General features: G+C 66.2%; 21 protein-coding genes and 1 riboswitch. Of the genes, 9 read left to right on the top strand and 12 right to left on the bottom strand.

Translation table 11 applies throughout. The annotated features are described in order from the left end of the window. Positions 1–32: 32 nt before the first annotated feature. Complete coding sequence (locus IVB13_RS17865; RefSeq protein ID WP_018459683.1) at positions 33–629, bottom strand: DUF2239 family protein; 597 nt, start codon at positions 627–629, stop codon at positions 33–35. Positions 630–780: 151 nt separating this feature from the next. Between IVB13_RS17865 and IVB13_RS17870 the strand changes: the two genes are divergently transcribed. Continuing rightward, positions 781–1,446: a glutathione S-transferase gene (locus IVB13_RS17870; protein WP_018459684.1), complete on the top strand. Its 666-nt coding sequence runs from the start codon at positions 781–783 to the stop codon at positions 1,444–1,446. Between the two features lie 10 nt (positions 1,447–1,456). Here IVB13_RS17870 and IVB13_RS17875 read toward each other — a convergent pair whose 3' ends face one another. Next, entirely contained in the window at positions 1,457–2,752 is a 1,296-nt protein-coding gene (locus IVB13_RS17875) for an MFS transporter (RefSeq protein ID WP_018459685.1), read from the bottom strand. Positions 2,753–2,863: 111 nt separating this feature from the next. Further along, positions 2,864–4,615: a gamma-glutamyltransferase gene (gene ggt, locus IVB13_RS17880; protein ID WP_018459686.1), complete on the bottom strand. Its 1,752-nt coding sequence runs from the start codon at positions 4,613–4,615 to the stop codon at positions 2,864–2,866. Between the two features lie 99 nt (positions 4,616–4,714). Here ggt and IVB13_RS17885 point away from each other — a divergent pair, with 99 nt between their 5' ends. After that, positions 4,715–6,103 carry an MFS transporter gene (locus tag IVB13_RS17885; protein WP_018459687.1) on the top strand — a complete coding sequence of 463 codons (1,389 nt, stop codon included), beginning with the start codon at positions 4,715–4,717 and terminating at the stop codon, positions 6,101–6,103. A 163-nt stretch (positions 6,104–6,266) separates the two neighbouring features. Here the strand turns inward: IVB13_RS17885 and purH are convergent, their stop codons facing one another. The 3 genes from purH to IVB13_RS17900 form a co-directional block, all read right to left on the bottom strand. Further along, positions 6,267–7,859: a bifunctional phosphoribosylaminoimidazolecarboxamide formyltransferase/IMP cyclohydrolase gene (gene purH / locus IVB13_RS17890; RefSeq protein WP_018459688.1), complete on the bottom strand. Its 1,593-nt coding sequence runs from the start codon at positions 7,857–7,859 to the stop codon at positions 6,267–6,269. Positions 7,860–7,881: 22 nt separating this feature from the next. Beyond that, a riboswitch (ZMP/ZTP riboswitch) is annotated at positions 7,882–7,963 on the bottom strand. Positions 7,964–8,022: 59 nt separating this feature from the next. Beyond that, positions 8,023–9,741 (bottom strand): heparinase II/III family protein, encoded by a 1,719-nt coding sequence (locus IVB13_RS17895; RefSeq protein WP_026233860.1) that lies wholly within the window; start codon positions 9,739–9,741, stop codon positions 8,023–8,025. Between the two features lie 156 nt (positions 9,742–9,897). Next, entirely contained in the window at positions 9,898–11,244 is a 1,347-nt protein-coding gene (locus tag IVB13_RS17900) for an RsmB/NOP family class I SAM-dependent RNA methyltransferase (RefSeq protein ID WP_026233861.1), read from the bottom strand. 186 nt (positions 11,245–11,430) lie between these two features. Between IVB13_RS17900 and IVB13_RS17905 the strand changes: the two genes are divergently transcribed. Both IVB13_RS17905 and IVB13_RS17910 read left to right on the top strand, forming a co-directional pair. Beyond that, positions 11,431–11,640 (top strand): DUF1674 domain-containing protein, encoded by a 210-nt coding sequence (locus IVB13_RS17905; protein ID WP_247489932.1) that lies wholly within the window; start codon positions 11,431–11,433, stop codon positions 11,638–11,640. A gap of 57 nt (positions 11,641–11,697) precedes the next feature. Beyond that, a complete protein-coding gene (locus tag IVB13_RS17910) occupies positions 11,698–12,288 on the top strand; it encodes a thermonuclease family protein (protein ID WP_026233862.1) in 591 nt (196 codons plus the stop codon). Positions 12,289–12,342: 54 nt separating this feature from the next. On the opposite strand, the gene IVB13_RS17915 is transcribed toward IVB13_RS17910, so the two are convergent. Next, entirely contained in the window at positions 12,343–12,858 is a 516-nt protein-coding gene (locus IVB13_RS17915; RefSeq protein ID WP_018459693.1) for a L,D-transpeptidase, read from the bottom strand. A gap of 443 nt (positions 12,859–13,301) precedes the next feature. Beyond that, entirely contained in the window at positions 13,302–15,248 is a 1,947-nt protein-coding gene (gene acs / locus IVB13_RS17920; protein ID WP_247295805.1) for an acetate--CoA ligase, read from the bottom strand. 400 nt (positions 15,249–15,648) lie between these two features. Here acs and IVB13_RS17925 point away from each other — a divergent pair, with 400 nt between their 5' ends. Next, on the top strand, positions 15,649–16,818 hold the full coding sequence (locus IVB13_RS17925) for a DNA topoisomerase IB (protein ID WP_018459695.1): 1,170 nt from the start codon (positions 15,649–15,651) through the stop codon (positions 16,816–16,818). An 11-nt stretch (positions 16,819–16,829) separates the two neighbouring features. Here the strand turns inward: IVB13_RS17925 and IVB13_RS17930 are convergent, their stop codons facing one another. Continuing rightward, on the bottom strand, positions 16,830–17,285 hold the full coding sequence (locus tag IVB13_RS17930; RefSeq protein ID WP_018459696.1) for an SRPBCC family protein: 456 nt from the start codon (positions 17,283–17,285) through the stop codon (positions 16,830–16,832). 101 nt (positions 17,286–17,386) lie between these two features. Between IVB13_RS17930 and IVB13_RS17935 the strand changes: the two genes are divergently transcribed. Then, on the top strand, positions 17,387–18,481 hold the full coding sequence (locus IVB13_RS17935) for an adenylate/guanylate cyclase domain-containing protein (RefSeq protein WP_018459697.1): 1,095 nt from the start codon (positions 17,387–17,389) through the stop codon (positions 18,479–18,481). A gap of 81 nt (positions 18,482–18,562) precedes the next feature. On the opposite strand, the gene IVB13_RS17940 is transcribed toward IVB13_RS17935, so the two are convergent. The 3 genes from IVB13_RS17940 to tsaD are packed head-to-tail and all read right to left on the bottom strand — an operon-like array spanning position 18,563 to position 21,035. Then, positions 18,563–18,976 carry an EVE domain-containing protein gene (locus IVB13_RS17940; protein ID WP_026233864.1) on the bottom strand — a complete coding sequence of 138 codons (414 nt, stop codon included), beginning with the start codon at positions 18,974–18,976 and terminating at the stop codon, positions 18,563–18,565. Between the two features lie 2 nt (positions 18,977–18,978). Then, positions 18,979–19,959, bottom strand: coding sequence for an NAD(P)H-dependent glycerol-3-phosphate dehydrogenase (locus IVB13_RS17945; protein WP_018459699.1), 981 nt, complete (start codon positions 19,957–19,959; stop codon positions 18,979–18,981). A 2-nt stretch (positions 19,960–19,961) separates the two neighbouring features. Continuing rightward, a complete protein-coding gene (gene tsaD, locus IVB13_RS17950; RefSeq protein WP_018459700.1) occupies positions 19,962–21,035 on the bottom strand; it encodes a tRNA (adenosine(37)-N6)-threonylcarbamoyltransferase complex transferase subunit TsaD in 1,074 nt (357 codons plus the stop codon). A gap of 163 nt (positions 21,036–21,198) precedes the next feature. Between tsaD and IVB13_RS17955 the strand changes: the two genes are divergently transcribed. The 3 genes from IVB13_RS17955 to IVB13_RS17965 all read left to right on the top strand — a co-directional run bounded on the left by IVB13_RS17955 (position 21,199) and on the right by IVB13_RS17965 (position 25,113). Then, positions 21,199–21,945, top strand: a complete 747-nt coding sequence (locus IVB13_RS17955) for a uroporphyrinogen-III synthase (RefSeq protein ID WP_018459701.1) — start codon at positions 21,199–21,201, stop codon at positions 21,943–21,945. A 69-nt stretch (positions 21,946–22,014) separates the two neighbouring features. Beyond that, positions 22,015–23,277 (top strand): hypothetical protein, encoded by a 1,263-nt coding sequence (locus tag IVB13_RS17960; protein ID WP_018459702.1) that lies wholly within the window; start codon positions 22,015–22,017, stop codon positions 23,275–23,277. A gap of 36 nt (positions 23,278–23,313) precedes the next feature. Next, a complete protein-coding gene (locus tag IVB13_RS17965; RefSeq protein ID WP_018459703.1) occupies positions 23,314–25,113 on the top strand; it encodes a heme biosynthesis HemY N-terminal domain-containing protein in 1,800 nt (599 codons plus the stop codon). Positions 25,114–25,197 lie beyond the last annotated feature (84 nt).

Below are 25,197 nucleotides of genomic sequence, written 5' to 3' on the forward strand. Positions count from 1 at the left end.
GGCCGTCGATGGGGTTGTGAGAAGGCGCGCACCTAAGCGCGGTCGCTGTAGGCGAGCTTGACAATGTGGTCGCGGATGTCGGCGGGCCAATCTGCGATCAGTCCGGTGAAACGCCGCCGATCATCCGCAAACAGCGCGCGCGATGCTTCCTCGAACTGCGGCAGATTGCCGGCCATGGTCGACATGAAGTGATAGGCCGCATCGCGCGCCTGCCGCTCGCGGTCCTTGTCGCCGCTGGCACGCCGCGCCTCTTCGACAAGTTTCCGTAGTGCGACCGAGGCGCCGCCTGCTTGCGCGCTGAGCCACTCCCAGTGCCGCGGCAGCAGCGTCACCTCGCGCGCGACCACGCCGAGCTTCGGCCGGCCGCGACCGCGCGGCTCGCTCGGCGATGCGGTGTCCTCAACCGGGGGCGGCACAAGCTTCGCCAGCCGCGCCAGCACCTCCCGGTCTCCGCCGCGCAGATCGAAGTCGATCGATCTGCCCGTGGCGTCCTCGAAGATGATGATGGGCTCGTCCGGCCGCTCCGTCATCCTCTTGATGACCAGCGCGACCTCTCCTGCTGGCCCGGAGACCAGACGGCGATGCCCTTGGAAAGCGGTGAAAGTCTTCTGCATTGGAATCATTGCCATATTGGTCGCGATGGCAGCTTTAATACCCGGGTAAATTGCTAAGGTCAATATACCCGGGTTAAAATACTCGACCGGATGGCTCGACATTGCGTTCCCGGGCTGGCACGAACGCGCGGCCGATCGAACCATGCCTAGCCCCGGGGACCACGCGATGCTGACCGTTCATCACCTCAACAATTCCCGCTCGCAGCGCGTGCTGTGGCTGCTCGAAGAGTTGGGCGTGCCTTACGAGATCGTGCGCTATCAGCGCCAGCCGGACATGCGCGCGCCGAAGGAGCTCCGCGCCATCCATCCACTCGGCAAGTCGCCCGTTATCACGGACAACGGCAACACCATCGCCGAATCCGGCGCGATCATCGAATATCTCATCGCCACCTATGGCAACGGCCGGCTGGTCCCGCCGCCGAACACGCCGGAGCGGCTGCGCTTCACCTACTGGCTGCACTATGCGGAAGGCTCGGCGATGCAGCCGCTGCTGCTCAAGCTGCTGTTCACGCTGATGCCGAAGCGCGCGCCGGCGTTGCTCCGCCCGCTGGTGCGCAAGGTCTCGAACCAGGCGCTTACTGCGCTGGTCAATCCGCAGCTGAAGCAGCACATGGACTATTGGGAAGGCGAGCTCGGCAAGAGCGAGTGGTTCGCCGGCAACGAGTTCACCGCCGCCGACATTCAGATGAGCTTTCCGCTTGAGGCAGCCCAGGCGCGCGGCGGGCTGGAGCTCGGCCATCCCAACGCGATGGCGTTCCTGGAGCGCATTCATGCACGGCCGGCGTACAGCCGCGCCCTCGAAAAGGGCGGGCCGTATCAGGTCGGTCGATAGTTAGCTTTCATCAGTCCGCGTGCAGCACGCGCCCGCGCGTCTCCGGGAGCGCGAAGGCGGCGATGAAGAACAGCGCGTAAGCCACCACCGCGAAGATGGCGATCGCATTCGCAAGCGACGTCGTCGCCGATAGCGCTCCGACCAGGAACGGAAACAGCGCGCCGATGCCGCGGCCGAAATTGTAGCAAAAGCCCTGGCCCGAGCCGCGCAGTCGCGTTGGATAAAGCTCGGTCAGGAACGCGCCGACGCCGGAGAAATAGCCCGAGGCGAAAAAGCCGAGCGGGAAGCCGAGCACCCACAGGACCTCGTTGGTGAGCGGCAGCTGCGTGTAGAGCAGCACAACCGCTATCGCGCCGATCGAGAAGGTCAGAAAGAGATTGCGCCGTCCGATCCGGTCGGCGAGCCACGCGCCGGTGAGATAGCCGATGAAGGAGCCGATGATCAGCGTCGAGAGATAGCCGGTCGAGCCGACGATCGACAGATGCCGCTCCTTGGTCAAGAACTGCGGCACCCAGAAGGTGACGGCGTAATAACCGCCCTGGCAGCCCGTGGCCATCAGCGACGCCAGGATCGTGGTCTTCAGGATCGGGCCCGAGAAAATCTCCCAGAGCGCCGGGCGATTGCCGCTCGCGGCCTGCTTGGCGCGGGCCTCAGCCGCGATCTCCGGCTCGGTCACCGAGCGGCGGATGTAGAACACCAGCAGCGCGGGCAACGCGCCGATCACGAACATCCAGCGCCACGCTGTCTCCGCCGGCAAAGCCGAGAACAGGATCGCCTGCGACAGCACCGCGAGGCCCCAGCCGACGGCCCAGCCCGACTGCACCGAGCCGACTGCACGCCCGCGATATTGCGGCCGGATCGCTTCACCCATCAGCACGGCGCCCGCCGCCCACTCCCCGCCGAAGCCGAGGCCCAGCACCGCGCGTGCGATCAGGAGCTGTTCGAAATTCTGCACGACCGCGCAGACCAGCGAGAAGAACGAGAACCAGATGATGGTGATCTGGAGCGTTCTGACCCGGCCGATATGGTCGGAGAGATAGCCGCCGAGCCAGCCGCCGATCGCGGAGGCCAGCAGCGTCACGGTGCCGGCGAGCCCGGCCGACCCCGCATCGACCTTCCACAGCGCGATGATGGTGCCGATCACCAGCGGATAGATCATGAAGTCCATGCCGTCGAGCGCCCAGCCTGCGGCGCACGCCCAGAACGTCCGCCGCTCCGGCGCGTTCATGTCGCGATAGAAGGCAAGAAGGCTGGTGTCCTCGATCTCGGCGCGTTCGATGCGCTGGTTCGGATCAACGGTGGTCATGCGCGATTCCCGACAGTGTTTTCTTTGGCAGTTTCTCTGGCCTGGCGGTGGTAGCACGCGCGGGGGCGCGCGCAAGCCGGCCGCCGGCCTTCGCGCCATGCAAGTACAGAGTTACTGCCCCGCTGCTTCCGCGCCCCGGGTGCGTGGATCGGGCGCGCCGAGCGGCCCGTTGGCGGTCACCGCGATCGAATTCGCCGATGTCTGCCCCATCGGCGTGACGATGAGATGATCCATCGCCTTCAGCTCGAGCAGCACATCATCGGGAAAGCCGCTCTCGACCCGGACCTCGTCGGGCAACCATTGGTGATGCAGCCGCGGCGCGGCCACGGCAGCCGCGACGTCCATCTTGTAATCGAGGACGTTGACGATCACCTGGAGCACGGCCGAGATGATGCGGCTGCCGCCCGGCGAGCCCGTCACCAGCACCGGCTTGCCGCCCTTCAGGACGATGGTCGGCGACATCGAGGACAGCGGCCGCTTGCCCGGCCCGGGCAAATTGGCCTCGAAGCCGACGAGGCCGTAGGCATTGGAAGCGCCGACCGCTGCGGTGAAATCGTCGAGCTCGTTGTTGAGCAGCACGCCGGTGCCGTCGGCGACGAGGCCGACGCCGTAGCTGAAGTTCAGCGTATAGGTGTTGCTGACCGCGTTGCCGCTGCCGTCGACGACGGAAAAATGCGTGGTGTTGCTGCCCTCATGCGGTGAGGTCGCAGTGGAAACGAGCTGTTCCGACGGCGTGGCGCGATCCGCGGAGATGGTTGCCCGCAGCTTGGCCGCATAGTCCTTGCCGGTGAGCGTCCCGATCGGCGCGTTGACGAAGGCGGGATCGCCGAGATAGCGCGCCCGGTCCGCATAGGCGCGCTTCATGGCCTCGATCAACAGATGCAGCGAGGCCGGCGATCCCTGCTTCAGATCGGCGAGCTGAAAACCTTCGAGAATATTGAGCGTCTCCACCAGCACCACGCCGCCCGACGACGGCAGCGGCATCGACACGATGTCATAGCCGCGATAGGTGCCGCGCACCGGCGCGCGGATCACCGCTTGATAGGATTTCAAATCCGCTGGCGTCATGATGCCGCCCGCATCAGTCACGGCCTTGGCGAGTTTTTCCGCGACCGGCCCTTCATAAAAACCGCGCGGGCCCTGTACGGCGACAGTCGACAGCGTTTCGGCGAGATCGCTCTGCACCAGCCTGTCGCCTTGGCTGAGCGGCGTGCCATCAGGCCGCGAGAATATCCGGGCCGAGGAGGGCCAGCGCACCAGCCGCTTGTGCCAGCCCGGCAGCGTGTCGGCAATGTCGTCGCCGACGAGGAAGCCGTCGCGGGCGAGCACGATCGCGGGCTCGAGCAGTTGCGCCAGCGTGAACCGGCCCGAGCCACATTTTTCCAGGGCGAGCGCAAGACCCGCGACGGTGCCGGGCACGCCGACGCCGAGCGCAGAATCCCGCGACTTCGCCGCATCGGGCTTGCCGTCGGCGCCGAGGAAAATCTGCGGCGTGGTCGCAGCCGGCGCGGTCTCGCGATAATCGATCGTGATGTCTTCGTTGCGCTCGGTGGAATGAATCACCATGAAGCCGCCGCCGCCGATATTGCCGGCCCGCGGATAGGTCACGGCCATCGCAAAGCCGGTCGCGACCGCGGCATCGACGGCATTGCCGCCGCGCCGCAGGATATCGGCGCCGACCTGCGCGGAGATTTTCTCCTGCGCTACTACCATGCCGTGTTCGGCGGGAACGGCGTGCACGGTGTCGAGCGCGGGCGGCACATAGGCCCGCCGCGCATCCTGCGCGGTCGCGGTCGGAAGTCCGAACGCCAGAGTGGCAAGGAAGGCGAAAAATGTCCGCCGTGTCGAAAAAGACGACATCATCAAACTTCCGCAATGGCCATGGGCAGTTCACATGCAGCGCTGCAATGCTATACGGTTTGCCCCGACAGAGGCAAAACTGTTCGTGATGAGGATTATGGAGTGACGACGATCGCCCGGGATGCGCGGATCGCCGGCGCGCAGCGGACCTATCCGCCGCGCAGCGCCGTCGTCAGCTGGATCTTCTTCGACTGGGCCGCGCAGCCTTATTTTACGCTGATCACGACCTTCGTGTTCGCGCCCTATTTCGCCACCGGCATTGCGCCGAATCCCGCCACCGGGCAATCGTTGTGGGGCTTTGCGATGGCTGCCGCGGGCCTCGCGATTGCCTTGATGTCGCCGGTGCTGGGGGCTATCGCCGATGCGTCGGGCCGCAGGAAGCCGTGGATCGCCGGATTCGGCGCAGTGCTGGTGCTGGCATCCTGCACGCTGTGGATCGGCAAGCCCGGCGATCCCTCGATCATTCCGCCGCTGCTCACCGCGGTCGCGCTCGCCAGCGTTGGCGCGGAATTCGCCACTCTCTTCAACAATGCGATGATGCCGACGCTGGTGCCGCCGGAGCGCATCGGGCGGCTCTCCGGCACCGGCTGGGCGACGGGGTATGTCGGCGGCATCGTCAGCCTGATCATCGTGCTCGGCCTGCTCGCCGCGAACCCCGAGACCGGTCGCACGCTGCTCGGTCTCACGCCTCTGTTCGGGCTCGATCCCGTCAGTCATCAGGGCGACCGCGCCGCCGGACCGTTGACCGGGCTTTGGTTCATCGTTTTCGTGACGCCGATGTTCCTGTTCACGCCGGACTATCCGGCGAAGCGTCCGGTGCGCGAGGCGCTGCACGAGGGGCTGTCGGAGCTGAAGCAATCGATCAAGGGGCTGCCGCAGCAGAAATCGCTTGCGGCGTTTCTACTCGCCAACATGATCTACACCGACGGTCTGGTGTCGCTGTTTGCCTTCGGCGGCATCTATGCCGCGGGTACGTTCGGCTGGCACACGATCCAGATCGGCACGTTTGGCATCATGCTCGCGATCGCCGGCGCGTTTGGCGCGTGGTTTGGTGGCAAGCTGGACGATCGCTTCGGGCCGAAGCGCGTGATCGCCGGCAGCATGCTGGTCCTGCTGCTGGCGCTGGCGGCGATCCTGCTGGTCGACAAGGATTCGATCCTCTTCATCAAGGTCGCGCCGCCCGCGCCCGGCGGCGGATTGTTCGCCGCCGCGTCAGAGCGCGCTTATCTGGTGCTGGGCTGCCTGATCGGTGCGGCCGGTGGTCCGCTGCAAGCGGCCTCACGTACGCTTCTGATCCGTCTCGCACCGAAGGACCGCATCGCGCAGTATTTCGGTCTGTTCGCACTGACGGGGAAAGTGACGTCCTTCATCGGCCCGCTGCTGATCGGCGTGATCACCGCGGTGACGGCGAGCCAGAAGGCCGGCATGGCCGTGCTGGTGGTGTTCTTCGTCGCGGGTCTGGCGCTGTTGATGCGGGTGCGGGAAAATTAGCGTCGTCCCGGCCTAGTGCGCAATTGCGCACGGGGACCGGGACCCATACCGCGTGATTGCTCGTTGCCGCGACACGGCCAGTACCGCACACCAAACTACTTCCTGGGCTATGGGTCCCGACCTTCGCCGGGACGACCCGTCGAGAGTTTAGTACACGACAGATCTAGTGCCTGAAGTGCCGCGTGCCGGTGAACACCATGGCGATGCCATGCTCGTCGGCGGCCTTGATCACTTCGTCGTCGCGCATGGAGCCGCCGGGCTGCACCACGGCGGTGGCGCCGGCCTCGATGCAGGCGAGCATGCCGTCGGCGAACGGGAAGAACGCATCCGACGCCACCACCGAGCCCTTGGTGAGCGGTTCGGCGAGCTTCAGCTCGGCGGCCGCATCCTGAGCCTTGCGTGCCGCGATCCGCGCTGAATCGACCCGGCTCATCTGGCCGGCGCCGATGCCGACGGTCGCGAGATCCTTGGCGTAGATGATGGTGTTGGACTTGACGTGTTTTGCGACACGGAAAGCAAACTTCAGGTCGCGCATCTCGGCATCAGTGGGCGCGCGCTTCGTGACAACCTTGAAGGTCATGTCGTCGACGACGGCGTTGTCGCGGCTCTGCACGAGGAGACCGCCCGCCACCGTCTTGGCGGTGAGGCCCGGCGCGCGCGGGTCGGGCAGGCTGCCGGCGAGCAGAAGCCGAAGGTTCTTGCGCGCGCCGATGATGGCGATCGCTTCCTCGCTAGCGTCAGGCGCGATGATCACCTCGGTGAAGATTTTCGTGATCTCGCGCGCGGTGTCAGCATCGAGTGCGCGGTTCATCGCGATGATGCCGCCGAACGCCGAGGTGGAATCGCAGGCCAGCGCCTTGCTGTAGGCGCCGACGAGGTCGGAGCCCTCCGCGACGCCGCAGGGATTGGCATGCTTGACGATGACGCAGGCTGCGGTGCGCTTGGCGTCGAACTCGCCGATGCATTCATAGGCCGCATCCGTGTCGTTGATGTTGTTGTAGGAGAGCTCCTTGCCCTGGAGCTGCCGCGCGGTCGAGACGCCCGGCCGCTTGTCGGGCGTCGCATAGAACGCCGCGGTCTGGTGCGGATTCTCGCCATAGCGCAGTGACTGGATCAGCCGGCCGCCGAAGGCACGGAAATCGGGCGCGTCGATCTCGAGCTGGCGATTGAACCAGTTCGAGATCGCGGCGTCATAGGCGGCAGTGCGCGCGTAAGCCTTGGCGGCAAGGCGCCGGCGCAACTTCAGCGTGGTTGCACCGCTGTTGGCGGCGAGCTCATCGAGCACGGCCTGATAGTCCTGCGCCTCGACCACGACGGCGACGTCGTCATGATTCTTCGCGGCGGCGCGGATCATCGCGGGGCCGCCGATGTCGATGTTCTCGATGCAATCCTCGAAGCCCGCGCCTTTGTCGACGGTCGCCTCGAACGGATAGAGATTGACGACGAGGAGATCGATCGGCGCGATCCCATGCGCCGTCATCGCATCCGCATGGTCCTTGTTGTCGCGGATCGCGAGCAGACCGCCGTGCACCTTCGGATGCAGCGTCTTCACGCGGCCATCCATCATCTCGGGGAAGCCGGTCAGCTCGGACACGTCCTTCACCTCGAGGCCGGCCGCGGCGATCGCCTTCGCGGTGCCGCCGGTCGAGATCAGCTCGACATCGTGCGCGGCAAGCGCCTTTGCGAAGTCGATCAGGCCGGTCTTGTCGGAAACGGAGAGAAGTGCGCGGGTGACGCGGCGGGGATGGTCAGTCATGAGCAAGATCCTCTGTCTGAAGGAGTAATGCCCAGGCGCGCGGCAGCTGTGTCCCGCGCTTCCCGATGGTGCTCCATCCAAGGTCGCCAGTCGCGCGAGCGAGGGCTCGATAGCAGTTTTCGGTCGCTATCACAACGACCAGATGGTGCCGAATCGCATGCGTCTACAGCGGAAGTTCCGGCTCCCGCCGTGCATTTCTGCGGGCATTCGTGACCGCCGGCGAGGCGGTGGAGCGCACAAAACTCCAGCGGATCGAGGGCGCCTGCCGCGCGTCCTGGCGGATCACGATCTGCGCGGTGCGGCGCGGGCCGTCATTGCCGGCCAGGGATACGCTGTCCTCCAGCTCCACCTTGTCGTCGAGCGCCTCGAAGGTCCAGACGTCGCGATTCGGGAGCACCAGCATGACGCCGCGGGCGTCGGACAGCCGGCTCGCCTTCACCGCCGGGTGCAGATGGAATCGCAGCGCGAAATCGGCATCCGGACCCTTGAAGCGCCCGCCTTGCGGCGGCGACAACGTGTCCTCGCCGTCGATGCGCGCGCCGTCATTGGCGATCATCAGTACGCGGCGGTGGATCGCGCCGAATTTTGTCAGGTAACCGTCATGCGACGTCGTGAGCAGGGTGCCGTTCTGCACGATTTCGCGATAGCTCTCAACCTCGACGGGGCCGCTGGTGACCGGAGCGCCGTGCAAGAGCCGCTTCATAGCCGACATCTCCACGAACTGGCATGACGAGGTGTCGTGATAGGTCAGCGTCGAATGCGCCGCCGTGCCGCGTGCGAACGGCCGCCAATTGTCGCGGCCCGTGGCCGGCATGCCGCAATTGGTGACGATGCGGCTGATGCCGGAGGAGAGTTCGAACGACAGGCAGCCGGCATGGGCGTCGTGGCTGACGCTGGCCGCCGGCGGCGGGCCCGTGTCGATGATCAAAGTGGTCTGGCCGGCATCGAGGCGCTGGAAACCGGTATGCGGCATGTTCGACATCGGCGCGCCGTGGGTGTCGTCATAGGCAAGCAGCGTCGCGAGCAGGTCCGACGGGGTCGCGCTCATGCCGTTGAACAGCGCGAAATTGCCGTCGCCGTGGCGGAAGAAGCGCAGCATCGGCATCATGCGGTCGATCGCGTTGAGCAGCGCGGGCGGCGGCGCGATGTTGCGCGCGGCAAAGGTCTGCCGCAGCGGCAACAGGTCGATCAAGAGCTCGATCAGCGCGCCCGGGTTGCGCGAGACATGGCCGCCGTCGGGCAGGATCTGCCGCTGCAATTCATCCGAGAGCTTTTTCGAGGTGCTGCGGATGTGACTTGCCTGGTTGGCAAGGCACAACGCCGCATAGCACAGCGCGATCAGCACCTGGAGCTTCGGCACTCCGTCGGGGATGTTGACCATGGTGTAGCGCAGCAAGCGGATTTCGCGCGCCAGCGCGCGCAGATACCGACGATAGAATTTGTTGTCGGTATCGTTCAGCACCAGCGGCGCCTGCGACAGCAGGGAGATCACGCGGCGCGCCAGCACGTCGGCGCGTCGCGCGACGGGACGGCGCTTGCTGGCGGGGTTGCCGATCCAGTCCTCGATCAGCGAGCGCGCATTTGCGCGCGTCAGCGCGGTGTCGGCGGCGCGCAAATGGCGCAGCCAGCCGAAGCCGAGCAGCGCAACTTCCCAATCTTCCGACGGCGGCTCGAGATCGAAGATCGAGCGGCCGTGGCAATTGACGATCTTGCCGGCGAAGACGAAGCGGCCGGCATAGATCTCGGCGGCGCGGGTCGCATCCGCGGTGCGTAGATCATGCGGCGCGATGATCAGCCGGTCGGCGCGGCCGGGCCAAACCCGCGACAGGGCGACGGAACCGCCGCTCGCGCGCGCGAGCATGTTCCGCGCGAAGCGGTTCATCACCAGCGTCGAGATACGTCTGCGTTGAGCGACCGACACGCCTTGCCTTGATGGGGGAGAGGATTCCGACGAATCCTTATTAATCCCAAAATCGGACGGCCGACACCACCTTGAACGACGCGAATCAGTGCCGTGTTTGCAAAATCCAGTGCAAAATCAGGATTTAACGAGCCGGGCCGCGAAAAATCCGTCGAGCCCGCCGAGCTTGGGATCGGCGTTCGGCAGATGGCTGGGCAGGGTGCGCAGATCGCCCTCGGCGGTAATGATCTCGCTGAGCCCCGACACCTCGGACGCATCGATCGGAACCCGGCGAAGACCGGGCTCCGCGGTCAGCAGCGCGGCGACCGCATGCTCGCCCTCTTCAGGTTCCAGCGAACAGGTGCAATAAACTAGCGTCCCACCGGGCTTGAGTAGCGAGACCGATTTTTGCAGCAGCCGCCGCTGGAGCGCGGTCATTGCGGCGATGTCGGATTCCTGCCGGAGCCAGGATACATCGGGGTGGCGGCGGATCGTCCCGGTCGATGTGCAAGGCGCATCAATGAGGATGCCGTCGAAGCCATCGGCAGGGCCGGCCCATTCCGCGGCGTCGGCGACGACGGTCTCGGCCTGCAGCGACAACCGCGTCAGATTCTCGCGCAGCCGTGCCACCCGGGCAGGCGAGCGGTCGATGGCGGTGACGTGCGCGCCGGCCTGCGCCAGTTGCGCGGTCTTGCCGCCGGGAGCGGCGCAGAGATCGGCGATGGATTTGCCCTTGATGTCGCCGAACAGCCGGGCTGGCAACGCAGCGGCGGCGTCCTGCACCCACCATTGTCCTTCGGCGAAGCCGGGAAGCATGGTCACCGCGCCGTGCAGCACCGTGCGCACCGATCCGGTCGGTAGCACTTCGCCATGGAGCCGGCTCGCCCATTGCGCGGCGTCCGACTTCACGGTCAGATCCAGCGACGGATCATGGCTGAGCGCGAGCGCCATGTCCCTTGCGACCGTCTCGCCATAATGCGCGCTCCAGCGCGCGACCATCCAGGGCGGCAGGTCCAGCGACTGCGCGGCAACCTCGTCCACCAGCGCCTTGCCCTCGCGGGCGCAGCGGCGCAGCACGGCGTTGACGAGGCCGGCATAGCGCGCGGCGCGCCGGTCGGATTGCACGAGGCGAACGGAGAGATCGACGGCCGCGTGATCGGGCACGTCCATCCAGAGGATCTGGGCGGCGCCGATCAACAGCGCGCTCTGCGCGCGCGGCGCGTCGGAGGGAATGCCCTTGTCGAGCAGGCGGGACAGCACATGGCCGAGCGTGCCGAGCCGGCGCAGCACGGTGGCGACCAGGCGGCGCATCAGCGCGCGGTCGCGGTCGGGGAGCGTCTTCAGTCCGGGATGGGCGCCGCTGCCGTCGAGCTGCTCGTCAAGTGTGCGGTGCTTGTGCAGCACGCCGTCGACGATGTCGGCGGCAATCCGCCGCGCCGCGAGACCGGGCACTTCGGATGGAGGAGCGAAACGTTGAGAAGGCATGCGGAAACAAGGTTCTGAGCAGCGGCAGTTCGCCGTAATGGGCGCATGCCTTGAGAAGGCGATCTCTGGCACGCGAATATGCCAAATGTAAGAATCGCTTCCGGGTTTTTCAGCCCTTTCGGAGCAATTTCAGGAATGCGTTATTGGGCGTCGCGCCGCGGGCCGTCCCGCGCTAGAAAGCCGCCTATGAGTGACCAGCCTCCCGTTCCCGACCGCAAGCAGCTTACGCCGGCCGCCCAGCGCGCGCTGGCCGAGGCCGAAGCGCGCCGTCAGACTGCGGCAGCCCGAGCCAAGAACGACGGCGAGGCGGCGCCAAAGGAGTTGCAGGGCCCAAAAGGACCCGAACCGACCCGCTATGGCGATTGGGAGCGCAAGGGCATCGCTTCCGACTTCTGAAGCTTGTCTTTTGAGGCTCGCTTGCCGGACTGCCCGACTCAGCCCTAGCGTGCGCGGATGTCGCGTTTCGATCCAAGCCATCCATATCGGCCTTCATACAGCGGCTCGCCATTTGGTCGCCGGTTCTCAGGGCTGTTGCCGTGGATGTTCGTGGTTGGAATCGTGGTGGCCGTGGTGTTCACGTCCCGGCATGGGATGAACTGGCAGTTCCCTCACGTGACCGACGGTCAATCACGAGACGCCGAGATTGTGCTCCAGCAAGGCGGCCATCCCGATCGTCGCGAGCCGGTCGATGTCGTTCGCACCATTGACGGCGACACCTTTCTCGCACGCGTTCGTCAGCGCGACGGCCGCGATCTCATCGTGCGCGTTCGCCTGCGCGGCATCGACGCACCCGAGATGAAAGCATCCTGCCAGGAGGAACTGGACAAGGCCGAAGCCGCGGCCCGCGCATTGCGCGATCTGCTCGCACAGGGTGGCGTGACGATCACCAACCTCGGTGCCGACAAATATGGTCGCGTTCTCGCCGACGTCGCGACCAAACGCACGACCAATGTCTCGGCGGCGTTGCTCGCGGGCGGTTACGCGCGGAGCTACAATGGCGGCCATCGCGACGGCTGGTGCGCGCGGAGCTGGCGCTTCTGGTGACAAAAAGCCGCGTCGAACGACGCGGCTATTGCCGTGTCGTCCTGATGCCGGCGATCAGCGCGTCACGACCACCGTCGTGCCGACCGAGACGCGGCTGTAGAGATCGGTGATGTCGTCGTTGAGCATGCGGATGCAGCCATAGGAGACGAAGCCGCCGATCGAGCCCGGCACGTTGGTGCCGTGGATCGCGTATTCACCGCCGGACAGCGTCATCGCCGCGACGCCCATCGGATTGCGGGGCGAGCCGCCCGGGATGACGTCCGGGATGCTGGGCTTGTCGCGCTTCACCTCGGCGGGCGGCGCCCAGGCCGGATTGCGGTACTTGCCGTCGATGCGGGTGGTGCCGGCCCACTGCTTGCCGGACTTGCCGACGCCGACCGGGTAGCGCACGGCGTGGCCGCTATCGAGGACGAGATAGAGCCGACGCTCGTTGGTTTTGACCACGATGGTGCCCGGCGAATAGTCAGCCAGGTTCGTCCCCACCATTTCCGGCCGCGCCTGCGCCGCCGTCAACGTTAAGACCCCAGTCACGACGGTGGCGGCCAGCGCCACAGCAATCCTCATCGACATCGATTTTCCCCTTGCCCCGAACGGACCGTCCAAGATTACGCAAAACCGGCAATCGCCGGCTCGCCAAGTCCTTGTTAGGGGACATTCTTAACCGCGCCTGTTAACCGGATGGTTTCCACGCACGGCCGCCAAGGGCCAGCCAGCAGGGGGAACAAAGGAAATGTTCGAAACAAAGTAAATGACCTGAAAACAACACTTGGCGGGAAAGATGCCCGGGCGCCGGGGCGCGGCCTGACAAGTGCGTGAGGATGTGAACGGCCGTTGTTCGGAGGAGCGCTAACGCGGGGATGCGATCTCGTGTCCCGGACGCGGCGCAGCGCGAAGCGGTGCGACGCAGAGCCGGGATCTAGAAGGCCACAGAGTCTGCCGTTGCATCGGCCCCGACTCTGCAGCGCACCGCGAAGTGCGCGCTACGCTGCGTCCGGGGCACAGGACGATGTGGCTCAGACCGCCTTTTTGTTCTGACGGTTCTTGACGAGGTCGTCGACCACGCCGGGATCGGCCAGGGTCGAGGTGTCGCCCAGGCTGCCCGGTTCGTCCTCGGCGATCTTGCGTAGGATGCGGCGCATGATCTTGCCGGATCGGGTCTTGGGCAGGCCGGGCGAGAACTGGATCTGGTCGGGCGCAGCGATCGGGCCGATCTCCTTGCGCACCCAGGTGACGAGCTCCTTGCGTAGATCCTCGGTTGGCTCGATGCCGGCCATCAGGGTCACATATGCGTAAATGCCCTGACCCTTGATGTCGTGCGGGTAACCGACCACGGCGGCTTCCGAGACCTTCTCATGCGCCACCAGCGCGCTTTCGACTTCGGCGGTACCCATGCGGTGGCCGGAGACGTTGATGACGTCGTCGACGCGGCCGGTGATCCAGTAATAACCGTCCGCATCGCGCCGGCAGCCGTCGCCGGTGAAGTACTTGCCCTTGTAGGTCGAGAAATAAGTCTGCTCGAAGCGGGCGTGGTCGCCATAGACCGTGCGCATCTGGCCCGGCCATGACCGCGTCAGGCACAGATTGCCTGATGTCTCGCCGTCCAGCACGTTGCCGTCGGCGTCGACGATCTCAGGCACCACGCCGAAGAACGGCTGCGTCGCCGAGCCCGGCTTGAGCTTCGTGGCGCCGGGCAGCGGCGTGATCAAAATGCCGCCGGTCTCGGTCTGCCACCACGTATCGACGATCGGGCAGCGGTCGTCGCCGACGACGCGGTGATACCACTCCCAGGCTTCCGGATTGATCGGCTCGCCTACCGAGCCGAGCAGGCGCAGGCTGGCGCGCGAGGTCTTCTTCACGGGCGCGTCGCCGCTCCGCATCAGCGCGCGGATCGCGGTTGGCGCGGTGTAGAAGATGTTGACCTTGTGCTTGTCGATGACGTTCCAGAATCGCGAATTATCCGGGTAATTCGGCACGCCTTCGAACATCAGCGTGGTCGCGCCGTTGGCGAGCGGTCCGTAGAGAATGTAGCTGTGGCCGGTGACCCAGCCGACGTCGGCGGTGCACCAGTAGATGTCGCCGTCGTGATAGTCGAAGACGTATTGATGCGTCATCGCGGCGAACACGAGATAGCCGGCGGAGGTGTGCAGCACGCCCTTGGGTTGGCCGGTCGAGCCCGAGGTGTAGAGGATGAACAGCGGATCCTCGGCGTGCATGTGCTCGACCGGGCACTCGGTCGTCACCATCTTGGCGGCGTCGTGGTACCAGAGGTCGCGCGAGGGATTCATTTCGACCGCGCCGCCGGTGCGCTTGACCACGACGACCCAGTCGACGCCGTCTGCCTTGGCGAGCGCCGCGTCGACATTGGCCTTCAGCGGCACCTTCTTGCCGCCGCGCAGGCCCTCATCGGCGGTGATGATCACCTTGGACTGGCAGTCGTTGATGCGCTGGGCGAGGCTGTCGGGCGAGAAGCCGGCGAACACCACGGAGTGAATCGCGCCGATCCGCGCGCAGGCCAGCATCGCGTAGGCCGCCTCCGGAATCATCGGCAGGTAGATGGTGACGCGGTCGCCCTTCTTGACGTTCCGGGTGCGCAGGATGTTGGCCATCCGGCAGACCTCGTCGTGCAGCTCCTTGTAGGTGATGTGCCGGGATTGGGAGGGATCGTCGCCTTCCCAGATGATCGCGGTCTGGTTGGCGCGATTGTGGAGATGCCGGTCGATGCAATTATGGGCGACGTTGAGAACGCCGTCCTCGAACCATTTGATGGAGATGTTGCCGGGCGCGAAGGAGACGTTCTCGATCCTGGTCGGCGCGTGCATCCAGTCGATGCGCTTGGCCTGCTCCGCCCAGAAACCGTTCGGGTCCGAGATCGAGCGGGCGTACATGTCCTTGTACTTGGCCTGGTCGACCCAGGCGCGCTTCGCCCATTCTGCGGGGACGTCGTAGATCTTCTCGGACATGTTTCCCTCCACATACGGCGAGCCGAGCACGGACCACTGGCGAGCCGACTTGATCGTTGAACCGATTATGCGTCGGGCTAACCGGACCCGACAAGGTGCACAAGCTGGACCTTCGGCGAGCAGCCTGCCATGCGGAGGATCAAGCCGTTTCGTGCGACTGTCGCAGTTTTGAAACAGGGCGACGGGCGGCTTTGGGGTCTTCACCCAGATGCTCGGAATGGGCCCGCGCAGAGCGCCATGCATTCAGCAGAGGTATTTAGAAACCGCCTCTCACTGATTCGGGACTCGCAATGCGGTTCGGAACACCCTAAATGGCCAACCCGGGTCCAACGAGACCCCTTGGAACAAAAATCAGAACAGCGGCATTGACCGACAACAGACAGGGCTAAGGCATAAGACTATGATGGATCAGCAGAATCTCGGGACGATACGGCCCGCTTCAGCCGATCCTGCAGCCATCGCGCTGGCCAAAGCCCTCGGACAATGGCCGAAACCGGCCGGTTCCGGCCGTCCCAGCCCGAAGAAAGTGTTCGACGCGGCGCCGTCGACGACGGTCGAGGCCCTCGCCAAGGAACTGGGCCTGCGGCTCGGCGACCAGAACGAGCTGACCATCCGCCGCGTCAGGCGCGGCAAGGGCTATTCGTTCGTGCGGCCTAACGGCGTCCACATCCGCGATGCCCGCACCATTCGGCGGCTGCATTCGATGGCGGTGCCGCCGGCCTATCGCGAGGTGCGCTACTCGGCCGATCCGAGCACGCATCTCCAGGCAGTGGGACGCGATGCCGCGGGCCGGCTGCAATATCGCTATCACGCCGATTGGGAGAAGGTCCGCGAGCAACGCAAGGCGCATCGCCTGGAAAAGCTCGTCGGCGCGCTGCCCAAGATCCGGCGCAAGGTCTCGGCGTTCCTGTCGGGCGACGAGCCGACCCGCGAGTTCGCGCTCTCCGCCGTCATCGAATTGATCGCGCGCACCGCGATCCGCCCCGGCAACGAATCCTATGCCCGTCTCAACGGCACCCGCGGCGCCACCACGCTGCTGAAGTCCAACGTCTCGCTGGAAGACGACAGCTTCGTGCTGACCTTCAAGGCGAAGGGCGGCAAGGCGGTGCGCAAGGAGTGCGACGCGGCCAAGCTCGTGCGCGCCATCGGGATCTTGCAGGGCGTTCCCGGCAAGCGCATGTTCCAGTATCGCGATCCCTATGGCATCGTGCGCGCGGTCAGCACCACGCAGGTGAACGCGTTTCTGCGCGAGATCGCCGGCATCAAGATCTCGCTGAAGGATTTCCGCACGCTGATGGCCTCTGCCGTCGTCGTGGAATCGCTGTCGCGGATCACGCCGGCGACCAGCCAGCGCGGCCGCAAGAAGCAGGTGCTGGAGGCGATCCGCGGCGCTGCCGACCAGCTCTCCAACACGCCGGCGATCTGCCGCAAGAGCTATGTTCACGATACCATCGTCACCGCGTTCGAGGACGGCATCCTGGAACGCTTCGCCGCGACCATGAAGGGCCAGCGCTCGCAGGCCAGGCGCGAGCAGCTTTTGCAGCAGGTGGTGGCGACCGCGGCGGTCTGACCTCGGCGTCGTTACGCCTTGTTGGAAACGCCGTTGTCGGGACCGGGATCGCCGCCCGCGGCTGCCGCCGTGAGCCGTCCCAGATAGTGCGCCCATCCCGTCGCGTGGGCGGCCGCCTGTTCCTCGGTCGGCAGCCCGCTATGGGTCATGCGCAGCAATGTGCCGCCGTCGCGTTCGATCAGGTCGATCTCGATCAGGCTTGAGCCGGGCGGCACTTCCTGGCCGCCCTCCCATCCAAACGTGTAGGCGAGCCGATGCACCGGCACGACTTCGCGGAATGCGCCGCGGGCAACGCCGCCGCGGGGGCCGATGCCTTTGAGCAGATACAGCCCGCCGGGATGTGGCTCCGTGGTCGCGTCGGAACCCATCCAGCTCAAAATCTTCTCGGGGTCGGTCAGGTAGGCGAAAACGGTGGCGCGTGGGGCCGCGATCTGGGTCTCGCGTCGCACTATGAACGGTTCGGTCATCGACGATCACCCCTGGGCTGACACTGGGACATGGCGGCGCTCGAGCGGCCCGTCAAGGATTGCCCGTGACAAAGACCGCCTGCCTTCGTCATGATCGGGCCATGCACCTCTCGCCGACACTCGCCTGGCTTGTCGATGCCGCCGCCGATAGCGCCGGCGCCGACCGCCTGCTCGCGGACCTTGGCGCACATCTGGTCGCCGATGGCGTGCCGCTTGCGGCGGGCAGCCTGACGCTGGAGGTGCCACATCCGCTGATCGCGAAACGGACCTGGTTGTGGCGCGCGGAGAACGGCCGGGTGATCGAAGCGCTCGGCTTCGCACCAGGCGGCCTCGCGCCCGACCCGCCCAACGATGCCGGCCGCCGCTGGCTGCGCGACATCGCGGAGGGTGAAGTGCACGAAGATTTGGTCGGACGGCCCGACGGGCCGTTGCTCGGCTGGATCGGGCCGCGTCCGTTCACCGCGGACGAGACCGAGCAATTGCGCCAGGCCGCGCGCTTTGCCGCCACACCCCTTGCCGTACTTGCCGCGCGTGCAACGTTGCGCGCGACGCTGGATGCCTATCTCGGCAAGCGCAGTGCGGAGCGGGTGCTGGCGGCACCCCTGCGGCGCGACCTCGGCGAGACCATACAGGCCGCGCTGCTCTATGCCGATTTGCGCAACTTCACGCTCCTGTCGGAAACCAATCCGCCTGCCGAGGTCATCGCGGCGCTCGATGCCTGGTTCGATCGCATCGCCGGCGCGGTCCACGCCTTCGGCGGCGAGGTGCTGAAATTCATCGGCGACGGTGTGCTCGCGATCTTTCCGGTGGTCAGGCCGTCACCGCGCCAAGCGTCCGATGCAGCTCTGCGTGCCGCGCGCGCAGCCGAAGCCGGGATGGTGTATCTCAACGCGGAGCGCCGTGCTCAAGGTCTGCCGCCGCTCGCGTTCGGCGCGGCGCTGCATCTCGGCGAGATGCTATGGGGCAATATCGGTGCCGCCAATCGGCTGGATTTCACCGCAATCGGTCCCGCCGTCAATCTCGCCAGCCGGCTCGAAGGATTGTGCAAGCCGCTCGGCAGAACCGTGCTGGTGTCGGGCGCGCTCGCCGCGGAAACCGACATGCCTCTGATCGCGCTCGGATCGCATTCGCTGCGGGGCATCGCCGCGCCATGCGAGATATTTGCGCTGCCGGAGAAACAAGCTCCGATGTCGTAGCCCGGATGAGCGTAGCGACATGCGGGATCGCAGCAGTAGTCCCGGATATCGCTTCGCTCATCCGGGCTACAGCACCCAAGCCTACATCCCGCCCATCTTGCAGACGAGCTTCCATTCCTCGGCCGTCACCGGCTGCACCGAAAGGCGCGAATATTTCACCAGCGCCATGTCGGCGAGTTTCTTCTCGGCCTTGATCGCGGCCATCGTCACCGGAATCTTCAACGGCTTGTCGGCCTTGATGTCGACGCAGACGAATTTCTCGGTCTTGTCGGTCGGATCGGGGTAGGCTTCCTTGATAATCTCCGCGATGCCGACGATCTCCTTGCCCTCGTTGGAATGATAGAAGAACGCCTTGTCGCCCTTCTTCATGGCGACGAGGTTCTGGCGCGCGGTGTAATTGCGCACGCCGGTCCAGGCTTCGCCCTTGGCGCCTTTCGCCACCTGCTGGTCCCAGGACCACACCGATGGTTCGGATTTCACCAGCCAGTACGCCATGTTCATTCCTCCGCCTTGAAAGGTCGCGTCATGAGCCCCGAGATCGCGGCGTCGATCGTGCTTCTGCCGGTCAGGATCGATGCGACGGCTTCCGATACTGGCATTTCGATGTTTTGCGAAGCCGCGAGCTCGATCAGTACCGGCGCGGTGAATTCGCCTTCGGCAAGCTTGCCGGCGGGCGGCTGCTCGCTGCGGCCAAGCGACAGGCCGAGCGCAAAATTGCGCGATTGTGGGCTCGAGCAGGTCAGGATCAGATCGCCGAGGCCAGACAAGCCCGTGAGTGTTTCGCTGCGTGCGCCGAGCGCGCGGCCGAGGCGTGTCAGCTCGGCAAAGGCGCGGGTGGTAAGTGCGGCCTGGGCGGAAGCGCCGAGCTTGCGCCCGACCGCGATGCCGACCGCGATCGCCAGCACGTTCTTGGCGGCGCCGCCGATCTCGACGCCGCGGACATCGGTGGAGTGATAGGGCCGGAACGTCGGCGAGCCCAGCGCCTGCACCAGGTGGCTCGCCAAGGCGTCGTCCTTTGCGGCCAGCGTCACCGCCGTCGGCAGGCCACGCGCGACATCGTCGGCAAAGCTCGGGCCCGACAGGATCGCCGGCTGCGCGTGAGGCGCGGCCTCGGCGATCACGTCGGTCATGAATTTATGGGTGCCGTGCTCGATGCCCTTGGCGCAGGCAATGATCGGCACCGGCTTTTCCAGGTGCGAGGCGAGCATGTTGACAGCACCGCGCAGATGCTGCGCGGGCACTGCGATCAGCAGCATGTCCGCGCGTGCGGCGAGGGCCAGGTCGCTCGTGACGATGATCTCCGGCGCAAGCCGCACGCCCGGCAGCCGCGGATTGTCGCGGCTCGATGCGATTCGCGTCGCGTGCTCGGAATTGCGCGCACACAGCGTCACGTTCCGTCCGGCCCGCGCCGCCACCATCGCCAGCGCCGTGCCCCAGGCGCCCGCGCCGATCACCGCGACAGATCGGAACGCTGTCATTGCTAGAATCCCGCGCGTGTCTTGCCGTATCCGGCCGGTGCCGTCGCGTTCGCATCGAGCAGCCAGCGCGCGCGAGGCTGTGCTTCCATCGTGTCGGTCATGCCGAGCGCGAGACGTTCCGCGCCGGCCCAGGCGATCATTGCACCATTGTCGGTGCAGAGCGCCGGCGGCGGCATGATCAATTGTGTTCCGGCTTTCCTCGCAACGTCATGCAGCGCGCCGCGGATCGCCTGATTGGCGGCGACACCGCCGGCCGCCACCAGCGCACGCGGTGCACCGAACTGCTCGCGGAAGAGTTTCAGGCCGACGCTCAGCCGGTCGGCGGTGGAGTCGAGCACGGCGGCCTGGAAGCTCGCGCAGAGATCGTTGACGTCCTGCGGTGTGATCTCGGCCAACCGGCTTGCTTCGTTGCGCACCGCTGTCTTCAATCCCGAGAGTGAGAAGTTGGCGTCGGGGCGTCCCTGCAGCGGCCGCGGAAACGCAAATCGCGCGGCATCGCCGTTGGCTGCCGCGCGCTCGACCTGCGGGCCGCCCGGATAGGGCAGCCCCAGCATCTTCGCCACCTTGTCGAAGGCTTCGCCGATCGCATCGTCGACGGTGGTGCCGAGCCGCACATACTGTCCGACGCCGGTGACGGCAACGATCTGGGTATGGCCGCCCGAGGCGAGAAACAGGCAATAGGGAAATTCGAGTGCGTCGGTCAGGCGCGGTGTCAGCGCATGCGCTTCCAGATGGTTCACCGCGACCAGCGGCGTGTCGTGCACCATCGCGATCGCCTTCGCGGTGGTGAGCCCGACGATGACGCCGCCGATCAGTCCCGGGCCCGCGGCGGCCGCGACACCGTCGAGCTGGGCGAAGTCGATGCCGGCCTCAGTCATGGCGCGGTCGATGATGCCGTCGAGCAGGTCGACATGGGCGCGGGCCGCGATCTCCGGTACCACGCCGCCGAAACGGGCATGCTCCTCGACCTGCGACCACACGATATTGGACAGGATCTTGCCGCTGCCGTCAGGCGCACGCTCGATCACCGCCGCGGCGGTCTCGTCGCAGGTGGTTTCGATGCCCAGTACCAGCATTGGCGAATTGTTATCCAATTTGCGCCCTTCCCGCCCCCTTGCGCTCATCCGCAAAGCAGAGTTCTGGTACGTCCGGTAGCATTCCGGGGTCGGCCAACGCAATCGTCACGCGCTGCCGTTCCTCGTGAAAGCGCCACCGCCACGTGGTTCGGGAACACAAGCGATGTCCATTCTTGTCACACGGCCGCATCCCGACAATGAGGCGACGTCGGAAAATCTGCGTGCACGGGGTCATGTGGTGCTGCTCGCGCCGGTGCTCAAGTTCGAGCCGGTCGCCTTCCATGACGAGAGTGAAACGAGCTACAGCGCCGTCATTGTCACATCGGCCAATGCGATCCGTGGCGTCGCATCGCAATTACCGGACCTTGGTCTCCTGCAGCTGCCGCTGTTCGCGGTCGGCGAGCACACGGCTGCCGCCGGGCGCGATGCCGGTTTTGCCGAGGTGATCGTCGCCGGTGGCGATGCCGCTGCCCTGCGCGACAAGGTGATGCAGAGCGCGCGCGACAAGCGGCTGAAGAAAAAGAGCACGTTGCTCTATCTCGCGGGCGCGGATCTGTCGCGCGACCTCGGCGGGGAGCTGGGCGCCGAAGGCTTCATCGTCATCACGCAGACGACCTATCGCATGGCGCCAGTCAAGCTGTTGCCGCGCGATGTCTGTGAAGGCTTTGCCGCCCATGGGATCGAGGCGGTGCTGCACTACTCCCGGCGCAGCGCGCGGGCTTTCCTGGAGGCCGCGCGGGCGGAAGGTGTCGAAATCTCGGCTCTGGCGATCCCGCAGTGCTGCCTGTCCGAGCCGGTCGCCGGCGTACTGCGCGAGGCCGGTGCCTCGCAGGTTCTGGTTGCGGCGACGCCGGACGAAAATGCCTTATTTGACACCTTGGAGCGTGCTTTGCGCACCCGTTTGGCGTAAGAGGTCGGGCCGAATCCGACGCAATCGGGTCCGTTCGTTCAGGGCAGGTAAGTGTGAGGAACCGTCACGATGGCCGACGACAAGCCTGAAGACGCAGGATTGGCTCCCGAGTCCGGCCGCGCCAAGCGCATCCCGCCCACCATCGACCTCGAGGCGACGGAAGTCTCGACTCAGCCGCAGCAGGTGACGGGCGAGCCTGAGGCTGGGGCAGCGACCGAACAGGCCGCGCATGAGCAAGCCAAATCTGAAGAGGGCAAGTCTCAAGAGGAAAAGTCTCAAGAGGTAAGGTCCGAAGAAGCTATTGCCGCGCCGCAGCCCGAACCTGCCGAAGAAGAGTCTTCCGTTGCGTCCGCGTCGGTATCGCCGTCGATTTCACCCTGGGTTATCGCTGCGTTCTCCGGCGCCGTCGCAGCCGCAATCGTGATCGCGGTCGGCTGGATGCTGGGCTGGCCTGCCGTGCAGGCGCCGCCGGCTGCTCCGCAAGTGACGGGCGCAACCGTCGAGGCGCTGAGCGGGCGCGTGGCCGCGGTCGAAGCCAAGACGGGCAAGCCGGCCGCCGATCCGGCCATGGTGGCGCGGATCGATGCGCTGGAGAAATCCGCAACGAGCCTGCGCAGCGAGATCGCCAATCTGCGCGCACAATCCGACAAGACTGCCAGCGCCCTAAACGACGCGACATCGGCGCCGCGCGCTGCCGCGCCCGATCTTGCCGCTCTCAACGACCGCCTCGCTCAGCTCGAACGTGCCAGCAAGACCGAACGTGCGGAACTCGCACAGCAAAGCGAGAAGATCGCCGACGCGAAAACGATGGACGACAAGCCGCTGCGCCATGTGGTGGCGGCGGCGCTGCTCGACGTCGCCGTTCGCCATGGCGATGCCTACGAGTCGCAGCTCGCCGCCGCGCGGTCGCTGGCAGCAAAGCCGGAGATGCTGAAGCCGCTCGACACCTTTGCGTCGTCAGGCATTCCGACGCCGGTCGCCTTGAGTCGCGAGCTCCTCAACATCGTGCCAAAATTGTCGCCGCCGGCGGAAGCTCCGGCCAGCGGCACCGGAATCGTCGAGCGCCTTCAGGCGGGGGCGTCGAAACTCGTCCGCATCGAGCGTACCGACGGGGTCGGCAACGATCGCGGCGCGATCGTCGCGCGGGTGACGGCGGCTGCGTTGCGCAACGATTTCGTCGAGGCGCGGCGCGAGTTGAAAACGCTGCCCGAGGCCGATCGTGCACCGGCGCAAGCTTGGCTCGACAAGACCGATGCCCGTGACGCCGCGCTCGCCGCGTCACGCAAATTCGCCGACGCCGCCATGGCGGATCTCGTCAAGCCTGGTCAATAAAGGTTCGCGCAACAATCAGCGCGTATAGGGATCGTCATGCTTCGCATCGTCCTCTTCCTCGTTCTGATCGCACTGGCGGCGGCCGGCGCGGCCTGGGTTGCCGATCAGCCCGGCGACCTCGTCCTGACTGCGGGCGCTTTCCGCGCCACAACGACGCTTCCCCGCTTCGTGTTCTTGCTTGGTCTCTTTGCCGCGGCAGTCGTGCTGGTCTGGAGCCTGCTGACGATGGCCTGGCGCGCTCCGGGGCGTCTGCGCCGCCGTCGTCACGAAAAGCGCCATGCTCGCGGCCGCCACGCCATCACCCACGGCCTGCTTGCGATCGGCCATGGCGACACCGCGCTTGCCCGTCGCCACGCCGATACCGCGCGGCGGCTGGCTGCAAACGATCCGCTCGCGCTTCTCTTGCATGCGCAATCGGCGCAGCTCGAGGGCAATCGCGACGAGGCCCAGCGCGTCTTCCGTGCCATGGCCGAGCGCGAGGACACGCGCCTGCTCGGCCTGCGCGGCCTGTTCATCGAGGCGCAGCGCGCCGACGATGCGGTCGGCGCCGTGATGATCGCCGAGGAAGCGATCAAGCTGTCGCCGTCCTCGACCTGGGCCTCGCATGCGGTGCTCGGCTTCCGCTGCGCGCGCGGCGACTGGAGCGGCGCGCTCGCGATCCTCGATTCGAATCTGTCCGCGGGCCTGATCGACAAGCAGGCCTATCGCCGCCAGCGCGGCGTGCTGCTCGCCGCCCGCGCGCTGGAATTGGAAACAATGGACCGCGACGTCGCGCGCGAGAGCGTGATGCAGGCGGTCAAGCTCGCGCCGACCCTGGTTCCGGCCGCAGTGCTCGCTGCAAAATTCGAGAGCGAGGCGCATCAGGTGCGCCGCGCCATGAAGCTGGTGGAAACCGCCTGGCTCGCCAATCCGCATCCTGATCTTGCGGATGCCTATGCGCATGTGAAGCTCGGCGATTCCGCGCGGCAGCGCCTGCAGCGGGTCGAGACGCTTGCGGCCAAGATTTCTGCCGACAATGCTGGCTATATCGAGGGCCAGCTGGCGATCGCGCGCGCCGCGATCGATGCGTCCGAGTTTGCCCGTGCGCGCGCGGTGCTGGCGCCTTACGTCAACGATCCCACCCAGCGCGTGGCGATGCTGATGGCCGAGATCGAGCGGACCGAGCATGGTGACGGCGGCCGGGCCCGCGCCTGGACCTTGCGCGCGGTGCGCGCCCGCCATGATCCGGCCTGGACTGCGGACGGTTATGTCAGCGACCGCTGGCGTCCGGTTTCCCCGGTCACCGGCCGTCTTGACGCCTTCCAGTGGCAAACGCCAGTCGCGAGTCTTCCTTCCGACAAAGGCGCCATGATCGAATCCTCGGCCTTCGAGGAAGCGATGCTGGCGGCTCCGCCGCCGAAGCGGGTGACGGCGGCCCCGAGCGAGAGCCCGGTGGAACCGGCTGTCATGGCGCCGGATCCGGTGCCCGCTCCGCAGGACAATTCGCCGCCCCTTGAAGCCCAGGAAATCTTAAAGGAAGCCGTCGAGGAGACCGCCAAAGAAACCGTCAAGGAAGAGCCGGTCGTCACGCCTGCCGAGCCGCTCAAACCGGCCCCTGAGATCGCCGAATCATCGTCCGCGGCGGCAACGCCGGTGTTCCGGACCCGCGCCGACCTTGGCAAGCCGGCACCAGCGCCTATTCCCGCCGTCATCCCGATCGTCCGCGCGCCTGATGATCCCGGGATCGATGACGAGGGTCCGAGCGATGAATTTACGGAACAAATCGGCACGCCCAGGGACCACGCAAAGGCCCAGGCCGGCGGCTGGCGCGGATTCTGGTCTCGCTGGGGCGGGTGAGCGGCATTTGGGAGCCGGCGCCACCTTGCCAATTCGGGCCATGCCCGATATCAGGAGCGCGCGTAACGGGACCGGCCTCGCGCG

It is taken from the genome of Bradyrhizobium sp. 17, assembly GCF_023073515.1.
GTDB lineage: Bacteria > Pseudomonadota > Alphaproteobacteria > Rhizobiales > Xanthobacteraceae > Bradyrhizobium > Bradyrhizobium canariense_D.

Coding starts and splice junctions, on each gene's coding strand:
- IVB13_RS17870 (WP_018459684.1), top strand. CDS start 781: ATGCTGACCGTTCATCACCTCAACAATTCCCGCTCGCAGCGCGTGCTG.
- purH (WP_018459688.1), bottom strand. CDS start 7,859: ATGACTGACCATCCCCGCCGCGTCACCCGCGCACTTCTCTCCGTTTCC.
- acs (WP_247295805.1), bottom strand. CDS start 15,248: ATGTCCGAGAAGATCTACGACGTCCCCGCAGAATGGGCGAAGCGCGCC.
- IVB13_RS17960 (WP_018459702.1), top strand. CDS start 22,015: ATGGCCGACGACAAGCCTGAAGACGCAGGATTGGCTCCCGAGTCCGGC.
- IVB13_RS17900 (WP_026233861.1), bottom strand. CDS start 11,244: ATGCCTTCTCAACGTTTCGCTCCTCCATCCGAAGTGCCCGGTCTCGCG.
- IVB13_RS17940 (WP_026233864.1), bottom strand. CDS start 18,976: ATGGCGTACTGGCTGGTGAAATCCGAACCATCGGTGTGGTCCTGGGAC.
- ggt (WP_018459686.1), bottom strand. CDS start 4,615: ATGATGTCGTCTTTTTCGACACGGCGGACATTTTTCGCCTTCCTTGCC.
- IVB13_RS17925 (WP_018459695.1), top strand. CDS start 15,649: ATGATGGATCAGCAGAATCTCGGGACGATACGGCCCGCTTCAGCCGAT.
- IVB13_RS17930 (WP_018459696.1), bottom strand. CDS start 17,285: ATGACCGAACCGTTCATAGTGCGACGCGAGACCCAGATCGCGGCCCCA.
- IVB13_RS17895 (WP_026233860.1), bottom strand. CDS start 9,741: ATGAACCGCTTCGCGCGGAACATGCTCGCGCGCGCGAGCGGCGGTTCC.
- IVB13_RS17935 (WP_018459697.1), top strand. CDS start 17,387: ATGCACCTCTCGCCGACACTCGCCTGGCTTGTCGATGCCGCCGCCGAT.
- IVB13_RS17910 (WP_026233862.1), top strand. CDS start 11,698: ATGTCGCGTTTCGATCCAAGCCATCCATATCGGCCTTCATACAGCGGC.
- tsaD (WP_018459700.1), bottom strand. CDS start 21,035: ATGCTGGTACTGGGCATCGAAACCACCTGCGACGAGACCGCCGCGGCG.
- IVB13_RS17905 (WP_247489932.1), top strand. CDS start 11,431: ATGAGTGACCAGCCTCCCGTTCCCGACCGCAAGCAGCTTACGCCGGCC.
- IVB13_RS17875 (WP_018459685.1), bottom strand. CDS start 2,752: ATGACCACCGTTGATCCGAACCAGCGCATCGAACGCGCCGAGATCGAG.
- IVB13_RS17965 (WP_018459703.1), top strand. CDS start 23,314: ATGCTTCGCATCGTCCTCTTCCTCGTTCTGATCGCACTGGCGGCGGCC.
- IVB13_RS17865 (WP_018459683.1), bottom strand. CDS start 629: ATGGCAATGATTCCAATGCAGAAGACTTTCACCGCTTTCCAAGGGCAT.
- IVB13_RS17955 (WP_018459701.1), top strand. CDS start 21,199: ATGTCCATTCTTGTCACACGGCCGCATCCCGACAATGAGGCGACGTCG.
- IVB13_RS17945 (WP_018459699.1), bottom strand. CDS start 19,959: ATGACAGCGTTCCGATCTGTCGCGGTGATCGGCGCGGGCGCCTGGGGC.
- IVB13_RS17915 (WP_018459693.1), bottom strand. CDS start 12,858: ATGTCGATGAGGATTGCTGTGGCGCTGGCCGCCACCGTCGTGACTGGG.